Genomic DNA, 18,273 nt, shown 5'->3' with positions numbered 1-18,273 from the left:
CCCGGCCGGCACAAGCGTTGCTAGCCAAGCTCTATCTCGTGGGCCTGCAGGTAGTCGCGGTTCATCTCGACGCCCAGGCCCGGCTTCGACGTGAGCTTGAGACTGCCGTTCGAAACCTCGAGCGGTCTGTCGATCAGGTGATTGTATTTATCGAGGTTCCACTCCGACGTTTCGAGCTTGTAGAAGTTGGGAACCGTCATCATCACCTGCGCTCCCGCAACCACGTTGATCGGTCCCGCGGCGTCATGGGGCGAGACCGGGATATAGTAGGCTTCGCACAGGGCGGAAATCTTCTTCAGTTCGGTAATGCCGCCGGTCCAGGTAACGTCCGGCATGATGTAGTCCGCAAGCCTGTTCTCGAGCACGGGCACGAAATCCCACTTGGTGTGGCCGCGCTCGCCCCACGAGATGGCGGCGCTGACCTTCTCACGCACCTGCTTGAGGGCATTGAGGCTCTCGGGCGGGCAAGGCTCCTCGAACCAGTCGATCTGGCCGGCTTCCTCGAGGCTCCGGCAGAGGCGAATGGCGGTGGGCACATCGAAGCGGCCATGCGCATCGATCAGAATGTCGACATCGGGCCCCGCCGTTTCGCGGATCAGGGCCGTGAGTTCGGCGGCCTCGCGCTCGTCCTTGCGGGTCATGCTGCCATCCAGGTAGCCGTCCCGCTGTTCGCGCGCCACGCCATCGGCGGTGCGACCCTGGTGGGGGAAAGGATCGAACTTCAGCCCGGTGTGTCCGGATTCGACGATGTCTCGAATTTCGCGGACCACAGCCTCCTTGCTGGTAAACTTGGCCTGGTTGGGGTGGGTATAGAGCGCGATTTCATCGCGTACCGGACCGCCCAGCAGCTCGTAGATCGGCTTGCCGAGAACTTTGCCGCGAATGTCCCAGAGCGCTATGTCGATAGCGCTCACGCATTCGACAGCGGCGCCGCGGCTGCCCATATAGGTGAAGCTGCGGAAAATCTTGTGCCAGAGATGCTCGATGCGCGCCGGATCCTCGCCTGTGACGGCAACACCGATCTGCCGCAGGATCGTGCAGAGCGCGCGGTTGGCGAGCCTTGTGGTGGTGGTGATTTCCCCCCAGCCACTCACCCCTTCGTCGGTCGTCACCTCGACGAACAGGAACTCTCCCCAATAGGAAGCATCGGACTTGATCAGCCACGGCCGAACGCTCGTGATTTTCATCTCTCAACTACCTCTGTCTGATGGCTGGACCAATGATGTTCTGGGCTGGAATTCTATCCGGCCCGAGCGGCATTGCGCGCACGCATCTGTTCGAGAACGTGCCGGCCGGAGCCCTCGACATGGCGGGCAATGAGTTCGGCGGCCTCGTCGGCATTTCCCGCTTTGATATGCGCGATGAGCTCGCGGTGTTCACGCATGATGGCGGCCCGCCGCGCGAGCGTGAAATTGAAACGGCGGCTCACGGCCCGCAGCACTTCGCGATGCTTCCACCAAAGCTCGGCGGCATGGCGGTTGTAGTGACGCTGGTACATTACGGTGTGGAAGGCGGTATCCAGTTCACTGTGCCGCAATGTGTCGGTGAAGTTGTTCTCTTCGATCAGAGCCTGGATGCGTTCGAGTTCGGCGATGTCCTCGCTGGTCGCCATGTTCACGAACCATCGCGTCAGGGCCGGCTCGATTAGGACTCCGATCTCGTAGATATCCCGGACGAAATCCTGATCGATGGGTCGGACGCGGGCGCCACGGTTGGCGACAAAGGTGACGAAGCCCTCCCCTCGCAACAGCTGCAGCGCCTCGCGTACGGGGTTGGTCGAGGTGCCGTGACGCCGGGCGAGATCGGTGACCACAAGCCGTTCGTTGGCGGCGAGCCGTCCCTCGATGATGTCTTCCCGGATCAGCTCATAAAGCGAGGCGCCCTCGCTGGACGCCGCGATGGGATCAATCCCCGCGGGTGGCTCTGCTTTGAAATCGCTTGTTTCGGCCAAAGCCGGCTCCCCCGATTAGTACATCATTTAGCCCGATATCATACACGGGTTTCGCAAACAATGTACGATCGGGTGCGTTGACAGGCAATCCACGATCTGAAAACGTACCAGATGATCGAAGGGATACATTGAGCAGAAGGACGCATCCCGCACGGTCGGACGAGCCCCTTGGCGCATAGCGGCATGGGAGAATCTGGGAGGATACTATGACGAGGATTACACTCGGCGGTGCCGTCCTGCGCGGCACTGTAGCCACTGCTTTGATGGCGTCGCTGATGTCGGGATCGGCATTGGGTGCGCCGCCGGTCGATTTGAGCAAGTGGTCGCCGGAGTATGTGCGCTCCATCGCCGGCACACAGAATTTCGACACGGCCGCCGATTGCGGCAAGGTCACCCCGCTCGACTACAAGGGGCGACTGACGTTCTGGTATCAGGGCGTGTTCGAGGGCGACCCCGACCTGCTGCGTCAGTACTACAAGGATTTCTTCGAGACGTTCCGCAAGACCTATCCGAACATCCAGCTCGAGGATCAGGCCCTCACCTACAACGACCTTCTCGACAAATTCCGCACGGCGCTGCTGGGCAACGCCGCGCCGATGGCGGTCCGCCTGCAAATCCTGGGCGGAACCGAGTTCGCCTCGAAGGGTTATCTGCAGCCGCTCAAGCCGGAAGATGTGGGCTATCCCACAGAGGATTTCTGGCCCGGCGCCATGAAGGCGGTAACCTGGGATGGCGTGACCTACGGCATTCCCACCAACAATGAGACGATGGCGTTCATCTGGAACGCCGACATTTTCAAGCGTGCGGGCCTCGATCCGGACAAGGCTCCGGCGACCTGGGACGACGTCGTCAAATATTCCAAGCAGATCCATGACAAGCTCGGCATTGCCGGCTACGGCCTCGTGGCGCGAAAGAACGCCGGCAACACGCCGTACCGCTTCATGCCGCAGCTATGGGCCTATGGCGGCGGTGTCTTCGACGAAGCCTCCGCGAACCCGACCTATAAGGAGGTCGAGCTCAATAGCCCGCAGAGCAAGGCGGCGTTGCAAGCCTCCTACGACATGTATGTTCGCGACAAGTCGGTTCCGGTTTCGGCCCTCACCAACCAGCAGGCCGATAACCAGCCCCTGTTCGTCGCCGGCCAACTCGGCATGATGGTCTCGCACCCGTCCGACTATAACGTCATGCTCGACCTGCAGAAGAAGGCAACGGGCGCCGACAAGGACAAGGCGCAGACTGTCATCGACAACATGCGCTATGGCCTGATTCCGACCGGCCCCGACGGCAAGCGGGCCGTCGTGTTTGGTGGCTCGAACATTCACATCCTGAAGCCCGAATATGTCGAGGGCGGCAAGGTGGACGAGCCGGCCGCAAAGGCCATCATCTGCATGTGGACGAGCCCTGAATGGTCGTTGAAGATGGCGTATGCCGGCTCGAACCCGGGCAACCTCAACGGCTTCAAGACCAAATGGATGAAGGAACGTCTGGACAACATCAAGTTCCTCGATGTCACCACCTCGATGTTGCCATACGGCATTCCGTTCCCGGCGCTGCCGCAATCGCCCGAGATCATGAATATCATCGTCCCGGACATGCTGCAGAACGCCCTGACCGGAGCGATGACCGTCGACCAGGCTGCCGACGATGCGGCCGAGAAGGTGAAAAACCTGATGGACGGACTCTAGTCCGGGCCTGACCTGCGATCCGACCGGCTGTGCCGACATGCGTGCAGCCGGTTTGCTCCTAACAACAAGGGCACGCCATCGTGACGATCGTGACCGGCAAGGCCGAGGCTCGCCGAAGATTGCAACCCGGTAGCTCCGGCATGCTGCGGAATATCTGGGAGCATCGCGCCGACTACGCATACGTGCTTCCAGCGATCGCCGTGATGCTCATCGTCATCGCCTATCCGATCTACTACACGGTCGAGCTGTCGTTCTTTAAGACGCCGCCTGGCCTGCAGCTCCGCGACAAGACCTTCATCGGATTGGACAACTACACGGCCATCCTCACCAGTCAGGTGTTCTGGAAAGTCACCTTGAACACCCTGATCTGGACGATCGCATCTACCTTCGTTGCCTTTGCCTTGGGATTTGCCGCCGCGCTGGCCCTCCACCGCGAGTTTATCGGCCGGGGTGTCCTGCGCGCTATCCTGATCATTCCCTGGGTCATCAGCGCGGTTGCCGCCTCCTATATCTGGAAGTGGATCTACCATTCGGACTTCGGCATCATCGGCGCGGTGCTGGTCGGCCTCGGATTGGCTGACCGGCCGCCGAACTTCATCGACAACGTCAGCACGGTGCTGCCCTCCTTGATCGTCGTCAATATCTGGCGCGAGTTTCCGTTTGCCATGATCATGATGATGGCCGGTTTGCAGACGGTCCCCGACCAGTTGCTGCGCGCCGCGGAAGTCGACGGGGCCAATGCATGGCAGCGTTTCTGGCACGTCACCTTCCAGCATCTGCGCAACGTCTCGACGGTGACGATCCTGCTGCTCGCAGTGGCCAATTTCAATTCCTTCATCATCCCGTGGATCATGACCGGTGGCGGGCCGTCGAACGCTTCGCACATCTGGATCACCCACATTTATGAGCTCGCCTTCGGCCGGCAGCGATGGGGCGTCGCATCGGCCTATTCGGTACTCCTGTTCCTCATGCTGATGGTGCTGGGCTACTTCTACGTCCGTGCGCTGGCCGGCAACGAGCGCAAAGAGGGGAGCGCATGAGCACGATCGTCGAGACAGTCCCTCGACGTCCGGCCCGGCGCCGCATGCGCATCGACGGATGGCGTTGGGCCGGGCGCATCTTCCTCGTGTTCATGCTGCTTTACACCGCGTTGCCGATGATCTGGATGCTGATCACCTCGATCAAGTCCGGCTTCGCGGCGATGCAGTTCCCGCCGCAATGGTGGCCGGAAGAGCCTACCCTGGCCAGCTACCAGAAGCTGCTCGATCCGCAAAACAGCGTCGGTCAGGACTTCCTGCGTTTTTTCTGGAACAGCCTCTACGTGTCGACGGTCACCACAATCCTTTCGGTGATCGTGGCCGTTCCTGCGGCCTACGCCTTTTCGCGCTTTCGTTTCCCCGGTCGAAACTTCCTGTTCTTCACCGTGCTTTTGCGCAACATGTTCCCGGCGGTGATCTTTCTCGTGCCGCTCTTCATCCTGATGCGCGCGATCGGGCTGGTGAACACGCATGGCTCGCTCATTCTCACCTATCTCACCTTCGGCCTGCCGCTGGCGATCTGGCTGCTCAAGGGCTTTTACGACAACATTCCGGTGCAGCTCGAGCAGGCGGCGCGGATCGATGGGGCGACCCGGTTCCAGGCCTTCATCCTGATCGTGATGCCTCTGTCGACGCCCGGTATCATCGCCACCGCGATCTATTCCTTCATTGGCGCCTGGAACGAGTACATCTATGCCTACACCTTCCTTTCCAAGAACGAGCAGTTGACCCTGCCGGTCGGCATACAGCGTTTCTTCTCGGAGAATACGACGGACTTTCCGGGCCTGATGGCGGCCAGCTTCATGATGAGCGTGCCCGTCGTGGTGCTGTTCCTCCTCCTGCAACGATACTTCGTACGCGCCCTTACAGAAGGCGCGGTCAAACACTAGAGCCGGATGATTTCAGGTCTGTTCGACCTGAAATCTGAATCCGCCTCTAAATCAAAGAGATAGAGCATGATGTCGTCCGAAAACCGCTTCACACTTTTCGGCATCATGCCGTAGGGAGTTGCCGATGGCCCACGTGGTCCTGAGAGATCTCGTCAAGACCTATGGCGGCTTCAAGGCTGTCAACGACGTTTCGCTGACGGTCAATGACGGCGAGTTCGTTGCGCTCGTCGGCCCTTCGGGCTGCGGCAAGACAACCACGCTCAATCTTGTCGCGGGATTGATCCCGGTCACATCGGGCGACATCGTCATCGGCGACCGCGTGGTCAACGACCTCGACCCCAAGGACCGGGACATCGCGATGGTGTTCCAGAACTACGCGCTCTACCCGCAGAAATCGGTCTACAAGAACCTGGCGTTCCCGCTGCAGATGCGCAAGCTGCCCAGGGACGAGATCGACAGGAAGGTCAAGGAAGCGGCGCGCGTGCTCGACATGACGCACCTGCTCGAGCGCAAGCCGCGCGAACTTTCAGGCGGGCAGCAGCAACGTGTCGCCTTGGGGCGCGCCCTCGTCCGCGACCCTGCCGTTTTCCTCATGGACGAGCCGCTCTCCAACCTCGACGCCAAACTGCGCGTCCAGATGCGCTCGGAGATCAAGCGCTTCCACCAGGACCTCAAGGCGACCATCATCTATGTCACGCACGACCAGCTCGAAGCCGTGACCATGGCCGACAAGATGGCGGTGATGAACGGCGGCTACCTGTTGCAATACGATTCTCCGGCGCAGGTCTTTGCCCATCCGGTGAACATGTTCGTCGCCAGCTTCATCGGCAGCCCGGCGATGAGCCTTGTTCCACTGGAGGCATCGACAGCAAACGGCAACACTGCGTTGACCGGCGCGGAGGGCTGGAGCCTTGAGCTCTCGCCGCTCAACGTCCGGAAGGTTGCGAAGGCAACGTCGAGGAAAGTCGTGCTCGGCGCACGTCACTCGACCATCAGGCTCCACAAGAGCGCGGTGCCAGGCAGCGTCCCGGCCAGGGCCTATACAGTGGAGCCGACCGGAGACGTCACCTTCGTGCAGGCGTTGCTGTCAGGCGCCATCGTCAACATCAGCGTGTCCCCCAACATCGCCGTCGCACCTGACGAGCAGATCTGGCTCGAGTTCGACCAGGAGCGGCTGCATCTGTTCGATGGCGAAACTGAACTGGCCCTCAAGGCCGGCTGAGACAAGACGGGGTTCATTGGGAACGTTGGGGATGACTGAAAAGCTTAAGATCACCGCGATCAAACCCTATCCTGTATGGGTTGGAACGCGTAATCAGATGCTCGTCAAGATCGAGACCGACCAAGGCGTCTTCGGCTGGGGCGAGAGCGGCTTGAGCGGGCGCGAAAAGGCCGTTGCCGGCGCGGTCGAGCATTATCGCGAATTTCTCATCGGCCGCGATCCTACGCAGATCGGGCGGATCTGGCAGGAGGCATATCGCAGCCAGTACTTCGAAGGCGGGCGCGTTCTGCAGGCGGCGATCTCCGCCATCGACATCGCCCTGCACGACATCAAGGGCAAGGCGCTGGGGGTGCCGGTCTACGAACTGCTGGGCGGCAAGCAGCGCGATCGCATCCCCACCTTCGCCTCGACCGGAGACGAGGCCGAGGGCGATGCCGCCGTCGAACGAGCCCGGGAGCTGCGCGCACGGGGGTGGCAGGCGATCCGCTTCTTCCCCGCAGGGCAAAGCAGCAGGGACATCTTCGAACCCCGCGAGTCGATCGGCGCTACCGCAAGCATGCTGAAGAAGGCGCGCGAGGCGCTGGGCGACGACGTCGTCCTCGGCATCGACTATCATCATCGGCTGTCGGTGGCAGAGGCGGCGAGCTTCTGCAACAAGCTCGGCCGCGGCGTGCTTGATTTTCTCGAGGAGCCGATCCGCGACGAGACACCTGAAGCCTACGAATCCCTGCGCAGGATGACCGACATTCCCTTTGCCATCGGCGAGGAATTTGCCAGCAAGTGGCAGTTCCTGCCCTACATCGAGCGCGGCATCCATCAGTTCAACCGTCTCGATGTCTGCAATGTGGGCGGGCTCACCGAGGCGATGAAAGTCGCCGGCTGGAGCGAGGCGCACTATGTCGACCTGATGCCGCACAATCCGCTTGGTCCGGTGTGCACGGCCGCGACCCTGCATCTCGCCGCCGCCGTACCCAACTTCGCGTGGCTCGAGACCAGGGAACCCGAGACGAAGCTGGGCTTCGACAATTCCGACTTCTTCCCCGTGCAGCCACGGCTCGACGGTGCCGACTATCCGGTCAGCGACCTGCCGGGCCTCGGCGTCGAGGTCAACGAAGCGGCGGTCCAGGCGGAGGCTTTTCGTTTCTGGGAAGCGCCTCACCTCAGGCGCCGGGACGGGTCTGTTACGAACTGGTAGTTCCATCTCAACCGGAGTCCACGATGACGCATATCCCTGACATCACGCGACCGCCCAAAGACCTCATTGACGCCCTGAGGGAAATCGGCGCCGCGACGGTCGCCGGCACGCTTGGCCATATGGGTTTCCGCAATCCTCACATGGTCGGTCCGGTGGCGCAGAACCATGGGAAGTCGATCGTCGGGCCGGCGCTGACGCTGCAGTTCCTGCCGCAGCGGCCGGACCTCTTCAGCGAGGGAGAATACGCCGACCCGGAAACGCAACTGCACCGGCACGTGCTCTATCACGCGCAGGAAGGCGATGTGGTCGTCGTCGACGCGCGCGGTGACATGAGCTCGGGCGTCTTCGGCGATATGATGTCGACCTATTTCAAGGGCAGAGGCGGCGCGGGCATCGTCATCGACGGCTGCATGCGCGACCGGCCCAATGTCGAGAAGCTCGATCTGCCCCTATGGCTGCGCGGCTGGACGCCCAACTACCATGTGCAAACCAGCATCTATCCGAACGCCGTCAACGTTCCGATCGCCTGCGGCGGTGTCACAGTGATCCCCGGCGACATCATAGTGGCGGACGACGACGGGGCGGTTGTGCTTCCCGTCGCAATGGCCGCAAAGGTGATCGAGGAATCCCAGAAGCATCACGATTGGGAAGAGTTCTCGCGAGAGAAGCTGATGCAGGGCGCACCGCTGCAGCGATACTATCCGCTGCATGACGATGCCCGCGGCGAATATGAGGAGTGGCGCAAAGCCAATCGCCCGGCGGATTGAAGCAGGCATTCAAGACGATCCATATGTGCGGTGAAACTTGATGTGCGCCCCGACAGACTACTGGGAAGCCGTCTCAGCCGGGACCGCGCCGCCGACGAACGTCCCGATCAAGAAAGGCGCTTTCGTCGGGCGAGGCGGCGGCTCCGACACGGAAGGCGAACGACGTGACCCGCGTCGCATTGATGTCGATACCGCATCGGAAGCTCAGATGGTACCATGTCGTTGCCGTCCGGAAAGCGGTGTCGGGGGCGTCAAGAACATTGCCGGCCTTAAGCGGAATGCTTGGGATCAATTGGGGAGAATAAGAGGCGTCGTTCAACTCTTGCTCCAGAACGCTGGCGCAAAGTCTGGCGGCCCGTTGATCGCGAGGCACGTCGGCCATCGAGTTCGTTGCGAACACATCACCGGTGGCGCCTTGCGAAAAGAGTTTGCGAACGCCCGGAAGGCCCGAATATGGCCGCGGTGTAGCCGCGGCCACGTCCGTGGAGTTTGGCTCTTCGGTGATTCCGCGTCCTGACTTCGTAGCCTTTGCGGGGCGGGGTTTCGGCACGTTTTCGGGTTTGGTCCGAGGCGCCTGAGCCGACGCGGGAAGCTCGATCTCACCGTCGTCCCCAGGGGCAGCCAAAGGCATTGCGGCCGCGGATGCCTGTTTGTCAGAGGGTGGGGTCGCAGCCTCCTGTTTGTCCGCTTCCGGCTTCTCATTAGTCTTGGCTGACTCTGTCGGCTCTCCGGCGTCTGGCGCTGGGGCGGGTTTACTCTCCGCATCCTTTGGCGCAACAGCCGACTGTGGCTCGTTATCCTTGGCCGGCGATGGCACATTGTCTTGAGCGCTGCCTCCATTTAAGGATTTTTTGGGGCCAGTGTCTTTGTCGCCGAACTGAAAAACAGGCTTCAGGACCTCGATTGGCGGCAGCTTTTCCGGTGCCGGCTTTTCAACCTTCTGCTCCGGCGGCTTTTCGGGTTGCGGTGGACGCGGCGCGGGAGCGGGTTTCGGCTTTGGCGGTTCGGGCGGCGGCACGAGCGCGACGTTCACCGCTTGCTCCTCCTGCGGCTGCTGGGCAGGAACGGGCAGGCCATAGACCAGGAACGCGGTGATGAGCGCATGCAGGACCAGCGATGCGGGCAAGGCCCACAGCAAAGTCCGCCGCCGCTCGGATATATCGGTCTTCATCCTCACGATGTGGAGCGAAACTGCGGCCGCATCAAGCATGGCGGCCGTATTGGCGCATTCTAGCCGCAGCTCAGCAGTGAGGAGACGACGCCTGATTGCTTCTCGCCGCCGGCTCCATTCTCTGCATGCCCGCCTCCAATCTCAGCGACGCAGGCTGGCGTCGCGGGCGCGCTCGCGGAGCTCTTCGCGAGAAAGGCCCGCATCCGCCAATATGCTGTCTGGAAGCCGCCTCAAGCTCGCAAGCGTCTGGCGATAGGCAAGCCAGCGGGCGAAACGGTGTCGAAGTTCATGCAACATGATCGTCTCCTTGAGAGCGAAATACCTCACGCTCTTGAGTTGGTCGAAAACGCAAAGCAATCGCGCAAAGCGTATGCACGATCAAAGGATTGGACTGACTTCCTGGCCAACCGAGGTGCCTGTCATTGTCCCACCAGGGCAGGAATTTCCAGCGCCTCCAACGGCTGCATACTTGCGCGTGATGGCCGCTTCGCGCTACAGCCACGGCCGCAAGGAGTTTTTCATTTCTGCAAAATGGATATTGGCTGGGACGATCTGAGGTTGTTTCTCGACGTTGCGCGGCTGGGTGGCCTGAGCGCGGCTACGGCAACCACGCGCCTCAGCGCAGCCACACTCGGACGACGCGTCACCGCGCTCGAAAAGCAGATCGGCGAAGCGCTGTTCGTACGGCAGCAGACCGGCTACCGGCTAACCCCGGTCGGTGAAGAACTGCTGCGGCGCGCCGAAGACGTCGAAGCAGCAATGCAGTCGCTGACCCGCTGGCGCGAGGGAAACCTCCCCGACCGCATTGTCCGCGTCTCGGCCGGGCCTTGGACCTCGGCCTTCGTTTCGGCCCATATCGGCGAAATCTGGACGGTCGATGACGGCATCAGGGTGGAACTCGTCACCACCACCGACCGGGTCGACATCGGTCGCCGCGCCGCCGATATCGGCATCCGCAGCGAGCGTCCAACCGAACAGTGGCTGGCCGGCCGCCAGAGCGGCAAGGTCGCGTATGCCATTTATTCCGGACGCCACCTGATCAACGGCATCGCTGCCGGCTTGTTCGTCGGCGTCACCGGCGAAGGAGCAAACGTCGCCTCGGCGCGTTGGCTGCAAGCCCATCACGGCGACCGCATCGGCGTGCGAGGCAACAACACCCATTCGGTGCGAGAACTTGTGGCCGCGGGCGCCGGCCTTTCCGTGTTTCCGTGTTTCGTCGGCGACAGCGATCCGCGGCTGGTTCGCGTCGCTCAGCCTATCCCCGAACTCGAAACCGACCAGTGGATCGTCACCCATCATGAGGAACGCCACTCCCCGCCAGTACGAAAGATTGCCGACCGGATTGCCGCTCTGATGCGGGCCCATCAGCCGTTGTTTCGCGGCAAGATGCCGATCCGCTAAGCGTCAGGCGTCGATCGGCCGCCAGATTCTCAAGGTTCTGGCGCGTGAGGCGGGCGCGTGAAGCTTGAAGGGGTTGGATCCCGGATTGTGGATTTTCGCTGGCCAGAAGCCGGGCCAATTCCGGAAATTGGCTGGAGACTCGTCCAAAAGGTCGGCTCGTTCAGGCGTATATGGTACAAGTCCCACATCTTGTCTTGCCGCAAAGTTCACCCTCTGATTCCCTGTGCCAAGGCGATAGAACGTGATTCTTGCACCTGGCGTGTTCAAGCGGCGCGTTCCGGGAACTTTTTTATCGATCAATTCCAAGGAGACAAGACGATGAGCACCGCGGCAAGGCCCGTCATCTCGGAAATGCGGCCGAAGATAACCGTTATCGGTGTCGGCGGTGGCGGCGGCAACGCGGTCAACAACATGATTGCCGAAAATTTGCAGGGTGCGGAGTTCATCGTCGCCAATACCGATGCCCAGGCACTGACCATGTCGAAAGCATCGCGGCTGATCCAGCTGGGCGCCCATGTCACGGAAGGCTTGGGCGCCGGGTCCCTGCCGGCGGTCGGCCGCGCGGCAGCCGAGGAATCGATCGACGAGATCAGGGACCACCTTGCGGGAACCCATATGTGCTTCGTGACCGCCGGCATGGGAGGCGGAACTGGAACCGGTGCCGCGCCCGTCATAGCGAACGCTGCACGGGCAGCCGGCATCCTGACCGTGGCCGTCGTCACCAAGCCGTTCACCTTCGAAGGGAAGCGCCGCATGCAAGCCGCCGAAGAGGGCATCGAGCAGCTTCGCGAATGCGCCGATACCGTGATCGTTATTCCGAACCAGAACCTCTTCAGGATCGCCGACGCAAAGACGACTTTCGCGGACGCCTTCGCCATGGCTGATCGCGTCCTTTATTCCGGCGTCGGCTGCATAACCGATCTCATCGTCAAGGAGGGGCTGATCAATCTCGACTTCGCCGACGTGAAGTCGGTGATGCGCGACATGGGCCGCGCGATGATGGGTACCGGGGAAGCCACGGGCGAGGACCGCGCCAGGAAAGCCGCCGAGGCGGCGATAGCAAACCCGCTTCTCGACGAAGCCTCGATGATCGGCGCCAAGGGCGTCCTGGTCTCGATCTCGGGCGGCATGGACATGACGCTGTTCGAAGTCGATGAGGCCGCCACCCGTATCCGCGAGGAGGTCGACGCCGACGCCGACATCATCGTCGGCGCCATATTCGACCGGGCACTCGCCGGAAAATTCAGGGTCTCAGTCGTGGCGACAGGATTGCGGCAGGGCCTGGCGATACCGCAGTAGGCAGGATCCGGGCTGCTGATTTATGAGTCTGGTGGACCGTGGTCATGGGCTTCGCCACCGAAAAGTCGGCCCGCAAGCCCGCACCATTGAACTTGCGGGTGAATTCGCGTTGCCGGCCTAGGGACCGAATTCGTTTCGAGGCCGCTGCCACGAATGCGCGAACTCGCATCAGCGCCGCCGCAGAACCGCTCCCAACTGCAACCGCGCCGCGAATGCGCATCGACCCGGATCCCCAACAGGAGGCCATACAGATTGAACACGGCAGACATTTCGCCTGCGATATGGCCAGCATCTGCTGACCACATGATCGGCCCTTTTTGATCGGTGATGCGGGCTCGCTGGATATGGCACAATAAAACCGGCATGGGTCAGACGTCGGGAGCATCCAGTGGCGGCCAGCCTCGCAAGCACTATATCGAAGAAAAACTCAGGTCTACCCGACAGGAGCATACTCCATGGCTGACACGCCGACACCCGATGCTTCGTTTCTCGCGGCCCTGACGACAGAGCATTTCGTGCAGCAGACAGCGATCAGCACGTCTATAAGTGAAATGGCGTCGCGAACGACCATCTACATTATGTCTCTGTCGAGCGCTCTGGTGGCAACGGGCTTTGTTACGCAGTCCTCCGAGTTCTTCCTGCCGTTTGTCGCGGTTGTGCTGCCATCGGTCTTTTTACTGGGTGCCTTTACCGTCTTGAGGTTGGTCGACATCGCCGCTGAGAACATGCAGGCCCATATCGGCATTGCCCGGATCAGAGCCTACTATCGAACTTTGGGCGACGAGGCTGCCTTCCAGTTTTCCAAGGAATTCGGTCGCTGGCCCGAAAATGACGCCGAACCTTCTCTTCGTACTGGGCCTCTCCTGGCGTACCTGACCACTGCAGCGACTATGATCGCATTCATAAATGCCATCGTCGCTGCGGCGGGCGTTACTCTGCTTGCGTTTCGTGTCGGTGCAGAACTATTGCTCGCGCTGTGTCTTGGCGCTGGAACAGCAATCGGCTTGATGACGATTTTCTATTTATACCAGCGCCTCCGGACGAAAGGCATGGTCCGCATTGCCAAACCCTATGGTTCTGAGAAGAGCGTGCTTTGAGCGGGTAATGAATGTGGTGTTTGTCTGAACGCCACCGGCATGGCAATTCCAGTCTCATTGACGACCAATGCTCCACGCTCCTCGCGGGCTGTTCGCAATGGCGAGCCCTTTCGGGATCGAGATATTTGCGCAAACTTTTTTGCCCGGCATGCGTTGTTCGTTCTCCGAGCACAGGAGAAAGCCATGCAGACTAAGTCGCAGACTTCAGCTGAAGCCGCCAAGCAACGCCATATCCAGCGTGGTATCGACGCCAAAGACGAGACGAAGAGCAATGGCAAAATGCAACAAGCGATGCAAGCCGGCGCCCGCAAATATCCCGAGCCGCCTTTTCCCGAGCAGCATCAACCCAAACCGGGGCATGAATGGGCGATCGAGCCCGCTCCGCTCTACGATGCGCCTTACTACCTCGGATCGAAAAAACTCGACGACAAGGTAGCGCTTATCACGGGTGGTGATTCCGGCATCGGCCGTTCGGTGGCAGTCTTGTTCGCCCGCGAGGGCGCCGACATTGCGATCGTATACTTGAGTGAAGACAGGGACGCCGAAGCGACCAAAAACGCCGTCGAAAAGGAAGGCCGGCGTTGCTTACTGATAAAAGCCGATGTCAGTGAACGCGAGCATTGCCGCAACGCCGTGGCGCTGACGGTCGAAAAATTCGGCAGGATCGACGTGCTGGTCAACAACGCCGCTTTCCAAATCCATTCCAGTGACTTCAACGACCTGACCGAGGAACATTTCGACACGACGCTGAAGACCAATCTTTACGGCTATTTCCACATGGCGCAGGAGAGCGTGCCGCACATGGAGCCGGGCTCCGCGATCATCAATACCGGTTCGGTGACCGGCATCGACGGTTCCAAGCAACTGGTCGACTATTCGATGACCAAGGGCGGCATTCATGCCTTCACGCGAGCGCTTTCGGGCAATCTGATCGGCAAGGGCATCCGGGTAAACGCGGTCGCGCCAGGTCCGGTGTGGACGCCGCTCAACCCTTCGGACAAGGAAGCCGACGACGTCTCGAAATTCGGCGCGGATACGCCGATGAAACGGCCAGCGCAACCGGAAGAACTTGCCCCGGCTTACGTGTTCCTCGCCTCGTCGCATTGCTCGAGTTACATCACGGGAGAGATCCTGCCGGTGGTCGGTGGCTACTGAGGTCGCGGAACGTATTTCATTGCATTGGGCTACCGAGTAGACGGCACGCGACGACGTCGTCTCCAGGGAGACGCTTGCCGTGCTCGGTCGCTTCAAGAAACGCGTGATCGGTGCCGTGCGCCGCCGCTACACGGCACCCGCCACGGCTCCGGAGCAATAGCGCTCCGCGTTGGTCGAAATCCTCGCCCGCGTTTTCAGTTTTCTGAATTTCCGCTTGGAACTCTCCCGCCGGCATCCCGTTCAAACATCATTGAGCCAGGAGAACGACCATGCCACGAGGCGACAAATCGAAATACAGCGACAAACAGGAACGCAAGGCCGACCACATTGCCGCAGGCTATGAGAAGCGCGGTGTTTCCGAGAAGGAATCCGAGCGCCGGGCATGGGCGACCGTCAACAAGGACGATGGCGGCGGCAAGAAAGAAGGCGGCTCGGGTCGTGGTAAACACACCGGACACCCCGCGGCCCACAAGGGTGGGAAAAGCGGCGGCAAGGCATCGGCTTCACGGTCAGCCGCAAGCCGATCGGAATCGGCAAAGAAGGCAGCGGCAACCCGCAAGCGGAATGCCGAGCACCATGCCCATTAACACCCCCGCAACAGGTTCGGAACGCGATGAAACCCAAGCTCGCTACCAGGTCAGCGGGCACAGAATTTTCGTCGTGGTGCTCGACCTCGGCGACGAAGGGTTCGGCGCGCTGACAGCCTTCGCAACCGACCAAAACCTCGGCAGTGCCTCTTTGACTGCGATCGGAGCGTTCGGCGCCGCCTTGATCGATCTTGATGCGTGAGGTTGGCAAGCGCCTACCCGGCTCCTTGGCCATCAAGGGCGGATGTCTCTGTGGCAGGATCCGATTCAGCGCCGGGATCGAACCGAGGGTTCACTACTGCCACTGCGATATGTGCAGGCGAGCGACCGGCAGCGCGTTTGCAGTTCTTGCCTGGATGCCCTGCCAAAGCCTGACCTGGAATTCCGGAACGCCAACATATCGAAGGTCTTCGCCGATCGCGCAAAGAGGCTTCTGCCCAGAATGCGGGTCGCCGCTCAGCCTTTGCTACGACGCGTCGCCAACCGAGATCGCGCTGCACGTCGGTACCTTCGATGATCCGGCTCACCTGGTGCCTCGGTACAACTACGGTTCAGCGCAGCGCCTTGGTTGGGTGTGCTGCGGAATAGACCTACCGGACCGCGACACCGAGGAACGCTGGTAGCGCCGCCTGTTGCGAATGACCCAGATTGCCGATCAGGAATGCGGCCCTTGTCGCCGTGCCCCGAAGTGCGGTCTCGATCTGCCCGGCCTGCCGACGTGGCCAGACCGCGACAATCTCTAAGCGCTAGCCGGTTTTGATCCTTTGGGGGGCCGCATTCTCTATCGCGAGGAAAATCGCTTCGACCAGATCCTCGTCGCGGAAGGGCTTGCCGAGCAAGGGCACGTCGGCTGGCCGATCGGCAATCTCCCGGGCATCGGCATAGCCCGTGATCATGACCGCTGGCCAGTCCGAGCGCAAATTGCGCGCGAAGCGGATCACGTCGACGCCGGATACGAGCGGCATGGCGAAGTCGGTGATAATGACGTCGAACTCGTCGGGAGTGCGCTCCATCATGGCCAGCGCCTCCGCCCCTCCTCCCGCGCAGGTCACCTCGAAACCACGCTGGCGAAGGGACTCGGCGGTCAACTGCCGCAAAACATGGCTGTCGTCGATCAGGAGGATTGATGGGTGCTCCATCCCGGCATCGGCGAACGCTCGTTCAATGTCGGGTTCCACCACAGGATCGACCGGCTGTTCGGTCGATCGTGGCAGCCAGAGTTGCATGGTAGTTCCGCGATTGACGACGCTTTCTATGCGAAGTGTCCCGCCTGACTGCTTCATGAAGCCGTAAACCGTGCTGAGGCCGAGGCCCGTTCCCTTACCGACCGGCTTGGTGGTGAAGAACGGTTCGACGACCTTGGCGACAAGATCGGGGGGTATGCCGGATCCGGTGTCCTTGACGGCGATCAGGACATAGTCGCCCGGCGGAATATCCTCTGTTGGCGTCCCGATCGATCGATTCTGCGCATGCACGGTTATTGTCCCGCCAGAGGGCATGGCGTCACGCGCGTTGAAAACCAGATTCATCAAGGCCAATTCAAGTTGGCCTGCATCGACATGCACCGGCCAGATCGTGTCATCGATCTGCCAGTCGAAACGGATCAACCCCCCCAGCACGGGCGCCACCAATCCGTTCATCGTGTCGCCCAGCGCAGCAAGGCGCACCGCTTCCGGCTTCAGGGTCTGGCGCCGCGAGAATGCCAGCATTCGCGCGACAAGGTCAGCGCCTTGTTTTGCAGAACGCCGCGTCAGGTCGAGTACCTGTTGCGCCTGATCATCGAACGTAGCCCGGCGTTCAAGCAGCCCCAACCCACTGAGAATTGCGGCGAGCAGATTGTTGAAATCATGCGCCAGGCCGCCGGTTAGCTTGCCGATAGCGTCGATGCGCTGGGATTGAAGCAGCTGGTCCTCAAGACCGCGCCGCTCGGTGATGTCAAGCAATGTGCCGATAATTTCCGGTTCACGCCCATCTGAGCCGTCCGACATCACGCCCTGGTCGAGAAAGATGCGATACTCGCCATTGGCGCATTGCCAGCGGAACTCGCACGTATAGGAGCCGGTGGTTTTTGCCGCCAGCAGCGCTTCCTTCAATCGCGGCAGATCGTCGGGATGAACGCGGCTGAGACCGAACTCCGGATCCGATGTCAGGTATTCAGGCGCAAAGCCGGTCAAGCGCTCGACGCCCTCGGTAACAAAGCGCGCCGCGAAGGGTGGCTCGGCTGCCCGAGCATGAAAGCAGACCGGCAACGAATTCAGGATGGCATCCTGCCGTTGCTCGGCGCTGCGCAGCGCGCGTTCGGCCTGAAGCTTGTCCTTGTGCGCCTGCAACGCCTGCGCCAATAGTCCCTGCTCGACCTCCGCCTTGCGCTGGATCTCGAGCGTCTTCTCGTGGAGTTCGACGAAAACCGCGACTTTCGAACGCAGCATGATCGGATCGAATGGCTTGAACACATAGTCGACCGCGCCGGCATCATAGCCGCGCAGCATATGCGCATCCTCCTTGTTGATGGCGGTCAAGAAGATGATTGGGGTGCGCTTGGATTGCTCGCGCTGGCGGATAAGTGCGGCCGTTTCATACCCGTCCAACCCTGGCATGAGGACATCCAGGAGAATGACGGCGAACTCCTCTTTCAGCAGAAAGCGCAGAGCCTCTTCGCCCGATTGGGCGCAGATGACCTCTCCGATAGTCGCGAGCACTTCGCTGATCGCCAGCAGATTGCGCTCGTCGTCGTCCACCGCCAGGATGCGGGCTCTTGCCGGCCCTTCGGCAAGAGCTGCCACCTCAAGTTTCCTTACCCTGTTTCTTGCCAGCTT

Annotated in this window: 17 protein-coding genes; 13 read left to right on the top strand and 4 right to left on the bottom strand. The window is 61.1% G+C overall.

Annotated features, from left to right (window positions below; translation table 11 throughout):
- Positions 1–20: 20 nt before the first annotated feature.
- Positions 21–1,187: a mandelate racemase/muconate lactonizing enzyme family protein gene (locus X750_RS144460; protein WP_023748095.1), complete on the bottom strand. Its 1,167-nt coding sequence runs from the start codon at positions 1,185–1,187 to the stop codon at positions 21–23.
- 53 nt (positions 1,188–1,240) lie between these two features.
- Complete coding sequence (locus tag X750_RS144465) at positions 1,241–1,951, bottom strand: GntR family transcriptional regulator (protein WP_023748094.1); 711 nt, start codon at positions 1,949–1,951, stop codon at positions 1,241–1,243.
- A gap of 206 nt (positions 1,952–2,157) precedes the next feature.
- Between X750_RS144465 and X750_RS144470 the strand changes: the two genes are divergently transcribed.
- The 6 genes from X750_RS144470 to X750_RS144495 all read left to right on the top strand — a co-directional run bounded on the left by X750_RS144470 (position 2,158) and on the right by X750_RS144495 (position 8,747).
- Positions 2,158–3,636 (top strand): sugar ABC transporter substrate-binding protein, encoded by a 1,479-nt coding sequence (locus X750_RS144470; RefSeq protein ID WP_031243165.1) that lies wholly within the window; start codon positions 2,158–2,160, stop codon positions 3,634–3,636.
- 80 nt (positions 3,637–3,716) lie between these two features.
- Complete coding sequence (locus X750_RS144475; protein WP_023748092.1) at positions 3,717–4,676, top strand: sugar ABC transporter permease; 960 nt, start codon at positions 3,717–3,719, stop codon at positions 4,674–4,676.
- A complete protein-coding gene (locus X750_RS144480; RefSeq protein WP_023714612.1) occupies positions 4,673–5,563 on the top strand; it encodes a carbohydrate ABC transporter permease in 891 nt (296 codons plus the stop codon). Before X750_RS144475 ends, X750_RS144480 begins: the two co-directional genes overlap by 4 nt.
- Positions 5,564–5,687: 124 nt before the next feature.
- The gene (locus X750_RS144485) at positions 5,688–6,785 is read left to right on the top strand and encodes an ABC transporter ATP-binding protein (RefSeq protein WP_023748091.1); all 1,098 of its coding nucleotides are present in this window, start codon (positions 5,688–5,690) and stop codon (positions 6,783–6,785) included.
- 31 nt (positions 6,786–6,816) lie between these two features.
- Positions 6,817–7,980, top strand: coding sequence for a mandelate racemase/muconate lactonizing enzyme family protein (locus tag X750_RS144490; RefSeq protein ID WP_023748090.1), 1,164 nt, complete (start codon positions 6,817–6,819; stop codon positions 7,978–7,980).
- A gap of 23 nt (positions 7,981–8,003) precedes the next feature.
- Entirely contained in the window at positions 8,004–8,747 is a 744-nt protein-coding gene (locus tag X750_RS144495; RefSeq protein ID WP_023712169.1) for a ribonuclease activity regulator RraA, read from the top strand.
- Positions 8,748–8,820: 73 nt separating this feature from the next.
- Here X750_RS144495 and X750_RS144500 read toward each other — a convergent pair whose 3' ends face one another.
- On the bottom strand, positions 8,821–9,957 hold the full coding sequence (locus X750_RS144500; RefSeq protein ID WP_245271886.1) for a DUF930 domain-containing protein: 1,137 nt from the start codon (positions 9,955–9,957) through the stop codon (positions 8,821–8,823).
- Between the two features lie 492 nt (positions 9,958–10,449).
- Here X750_RS144500 and X750_RS144505 point away from each other — a divergent pair, with 492 nt between their 5' ends.
- The 7 genes from X750_RS144505 (at position 10,450) to X750_RS1000000167415 (ending at position 16,080) form a co-directional block, all read left to right on the top strand.
- Entirely contained in the window at positions 10,450–11,319 is an 870-nt protein-coding gene (locus tag X750_RS144505; protein ID WP_023748088.1) for a LysR family transcriptional regulator, read from the top strand.
- A 318-nt stretch (positions 11,320–11,637) separates the two neighbouring features.
- Positions 11,638–12,618: a cell division protein FtsZ gene (gene ftsZ, locus X750_RS0133300; protein ID WP_031193049.1), complete on the top strand. Its 981-nt coding sequence runs from the start codon at positions 11,638–11,640 to the stop codon at positions 12,616–12,618.
- 455 nt (positions 12,619–13,073) lie between these two features.
- Complete coding sequence (locus X750_RS144510) at positions 13,074–13,715, top strand: hypothetical protein (RefSeq protein ID WP_023702102.1); 642 nt, start codon at positions 13,074–13,076, stop codon at positions 13,713–13,715.
- Between the two features lie 183 nt (positions 13,716–13,898).
- A complete protein-coding gene (locus X750_RS144515) occupies positions 13,899–14,870 on the top strand; it encodes an SDR family oxidoreductase (RefSeq protein WP_023748087.1) in 972 nt (323 codons plus the stop codon).
- Between the two features lie 269 nt (positions 14,871–15,139).
- Positions 15,140–15,457 carry a hypothetical protein gene (locus X750_RS144525; protein ID WP_023687854.1) on the top strand — a complete coding sequence of 106 codons (318 nt, stop codon included), beginning with the start codon at positions 15,140–15,142 and terminating at the stop codon, positions 15,455–15,457.
- Complete coding sequence (locus X750_RS1000000165945; protein ID WP_156932421.1) at positions 15,447–15,659, top strand: hypothetical protein; 213 nt, start codon at positions 15,447–15,449, stop codon at positions 15,657–15,659. The genes X750_RS144525 and X750_RS1000000165945 overlap by 11 nt, the downstream gene beginning before the upstream one ends.
- Positions 15,652–16,080 carry a GFA family protein gene (locus tag X750_RS1000000167415; protein WP_084566308.1) on the top strand — a complete coding sequence of 143 codons (429 nt, stop codon included), beginning with the start codon at positions 15,652–15,654 and terminating at the stop codon, positions 16,078–16,080. Before X750_RS1000000165945 ends, X750_RS1000000167415 begins: the two co-directional genes overlap by 8 nt.
- Before the next feature lie 123 nt (positions 16,081–16,203).
- Here the strand turns inward: X750_RS1000000167415 and X750_RS144530 are convergent, their stop codons facing one another.
- Positions 16,204–18,240 (bottom strand): response regulator, encoded by a 2,037-nt coding sequence (locus tag X750_RS144530; RefSeq protein ID WP_245271885.1) that lies wholly within the window; start codon positions 18,238–18,240, stop codon positions 16,204–16,206.
- Positions 18,241–18,273 lie beyond the last annotated feature (33 nt).

This window comes from Mesorhizobium sp. LNJC391B00 (assembly GCF_000502535.1).
GTDB lineage: Bacteria > Pseudomonadota > Alphaproteobacteria > Rhizobiales > Rhizobiaceae > Mesorhizobium.
Note: the sequence above shows the minus strand (reverse complement) of the source record. Positions and strands in the feature narration are given on the sequence as shown.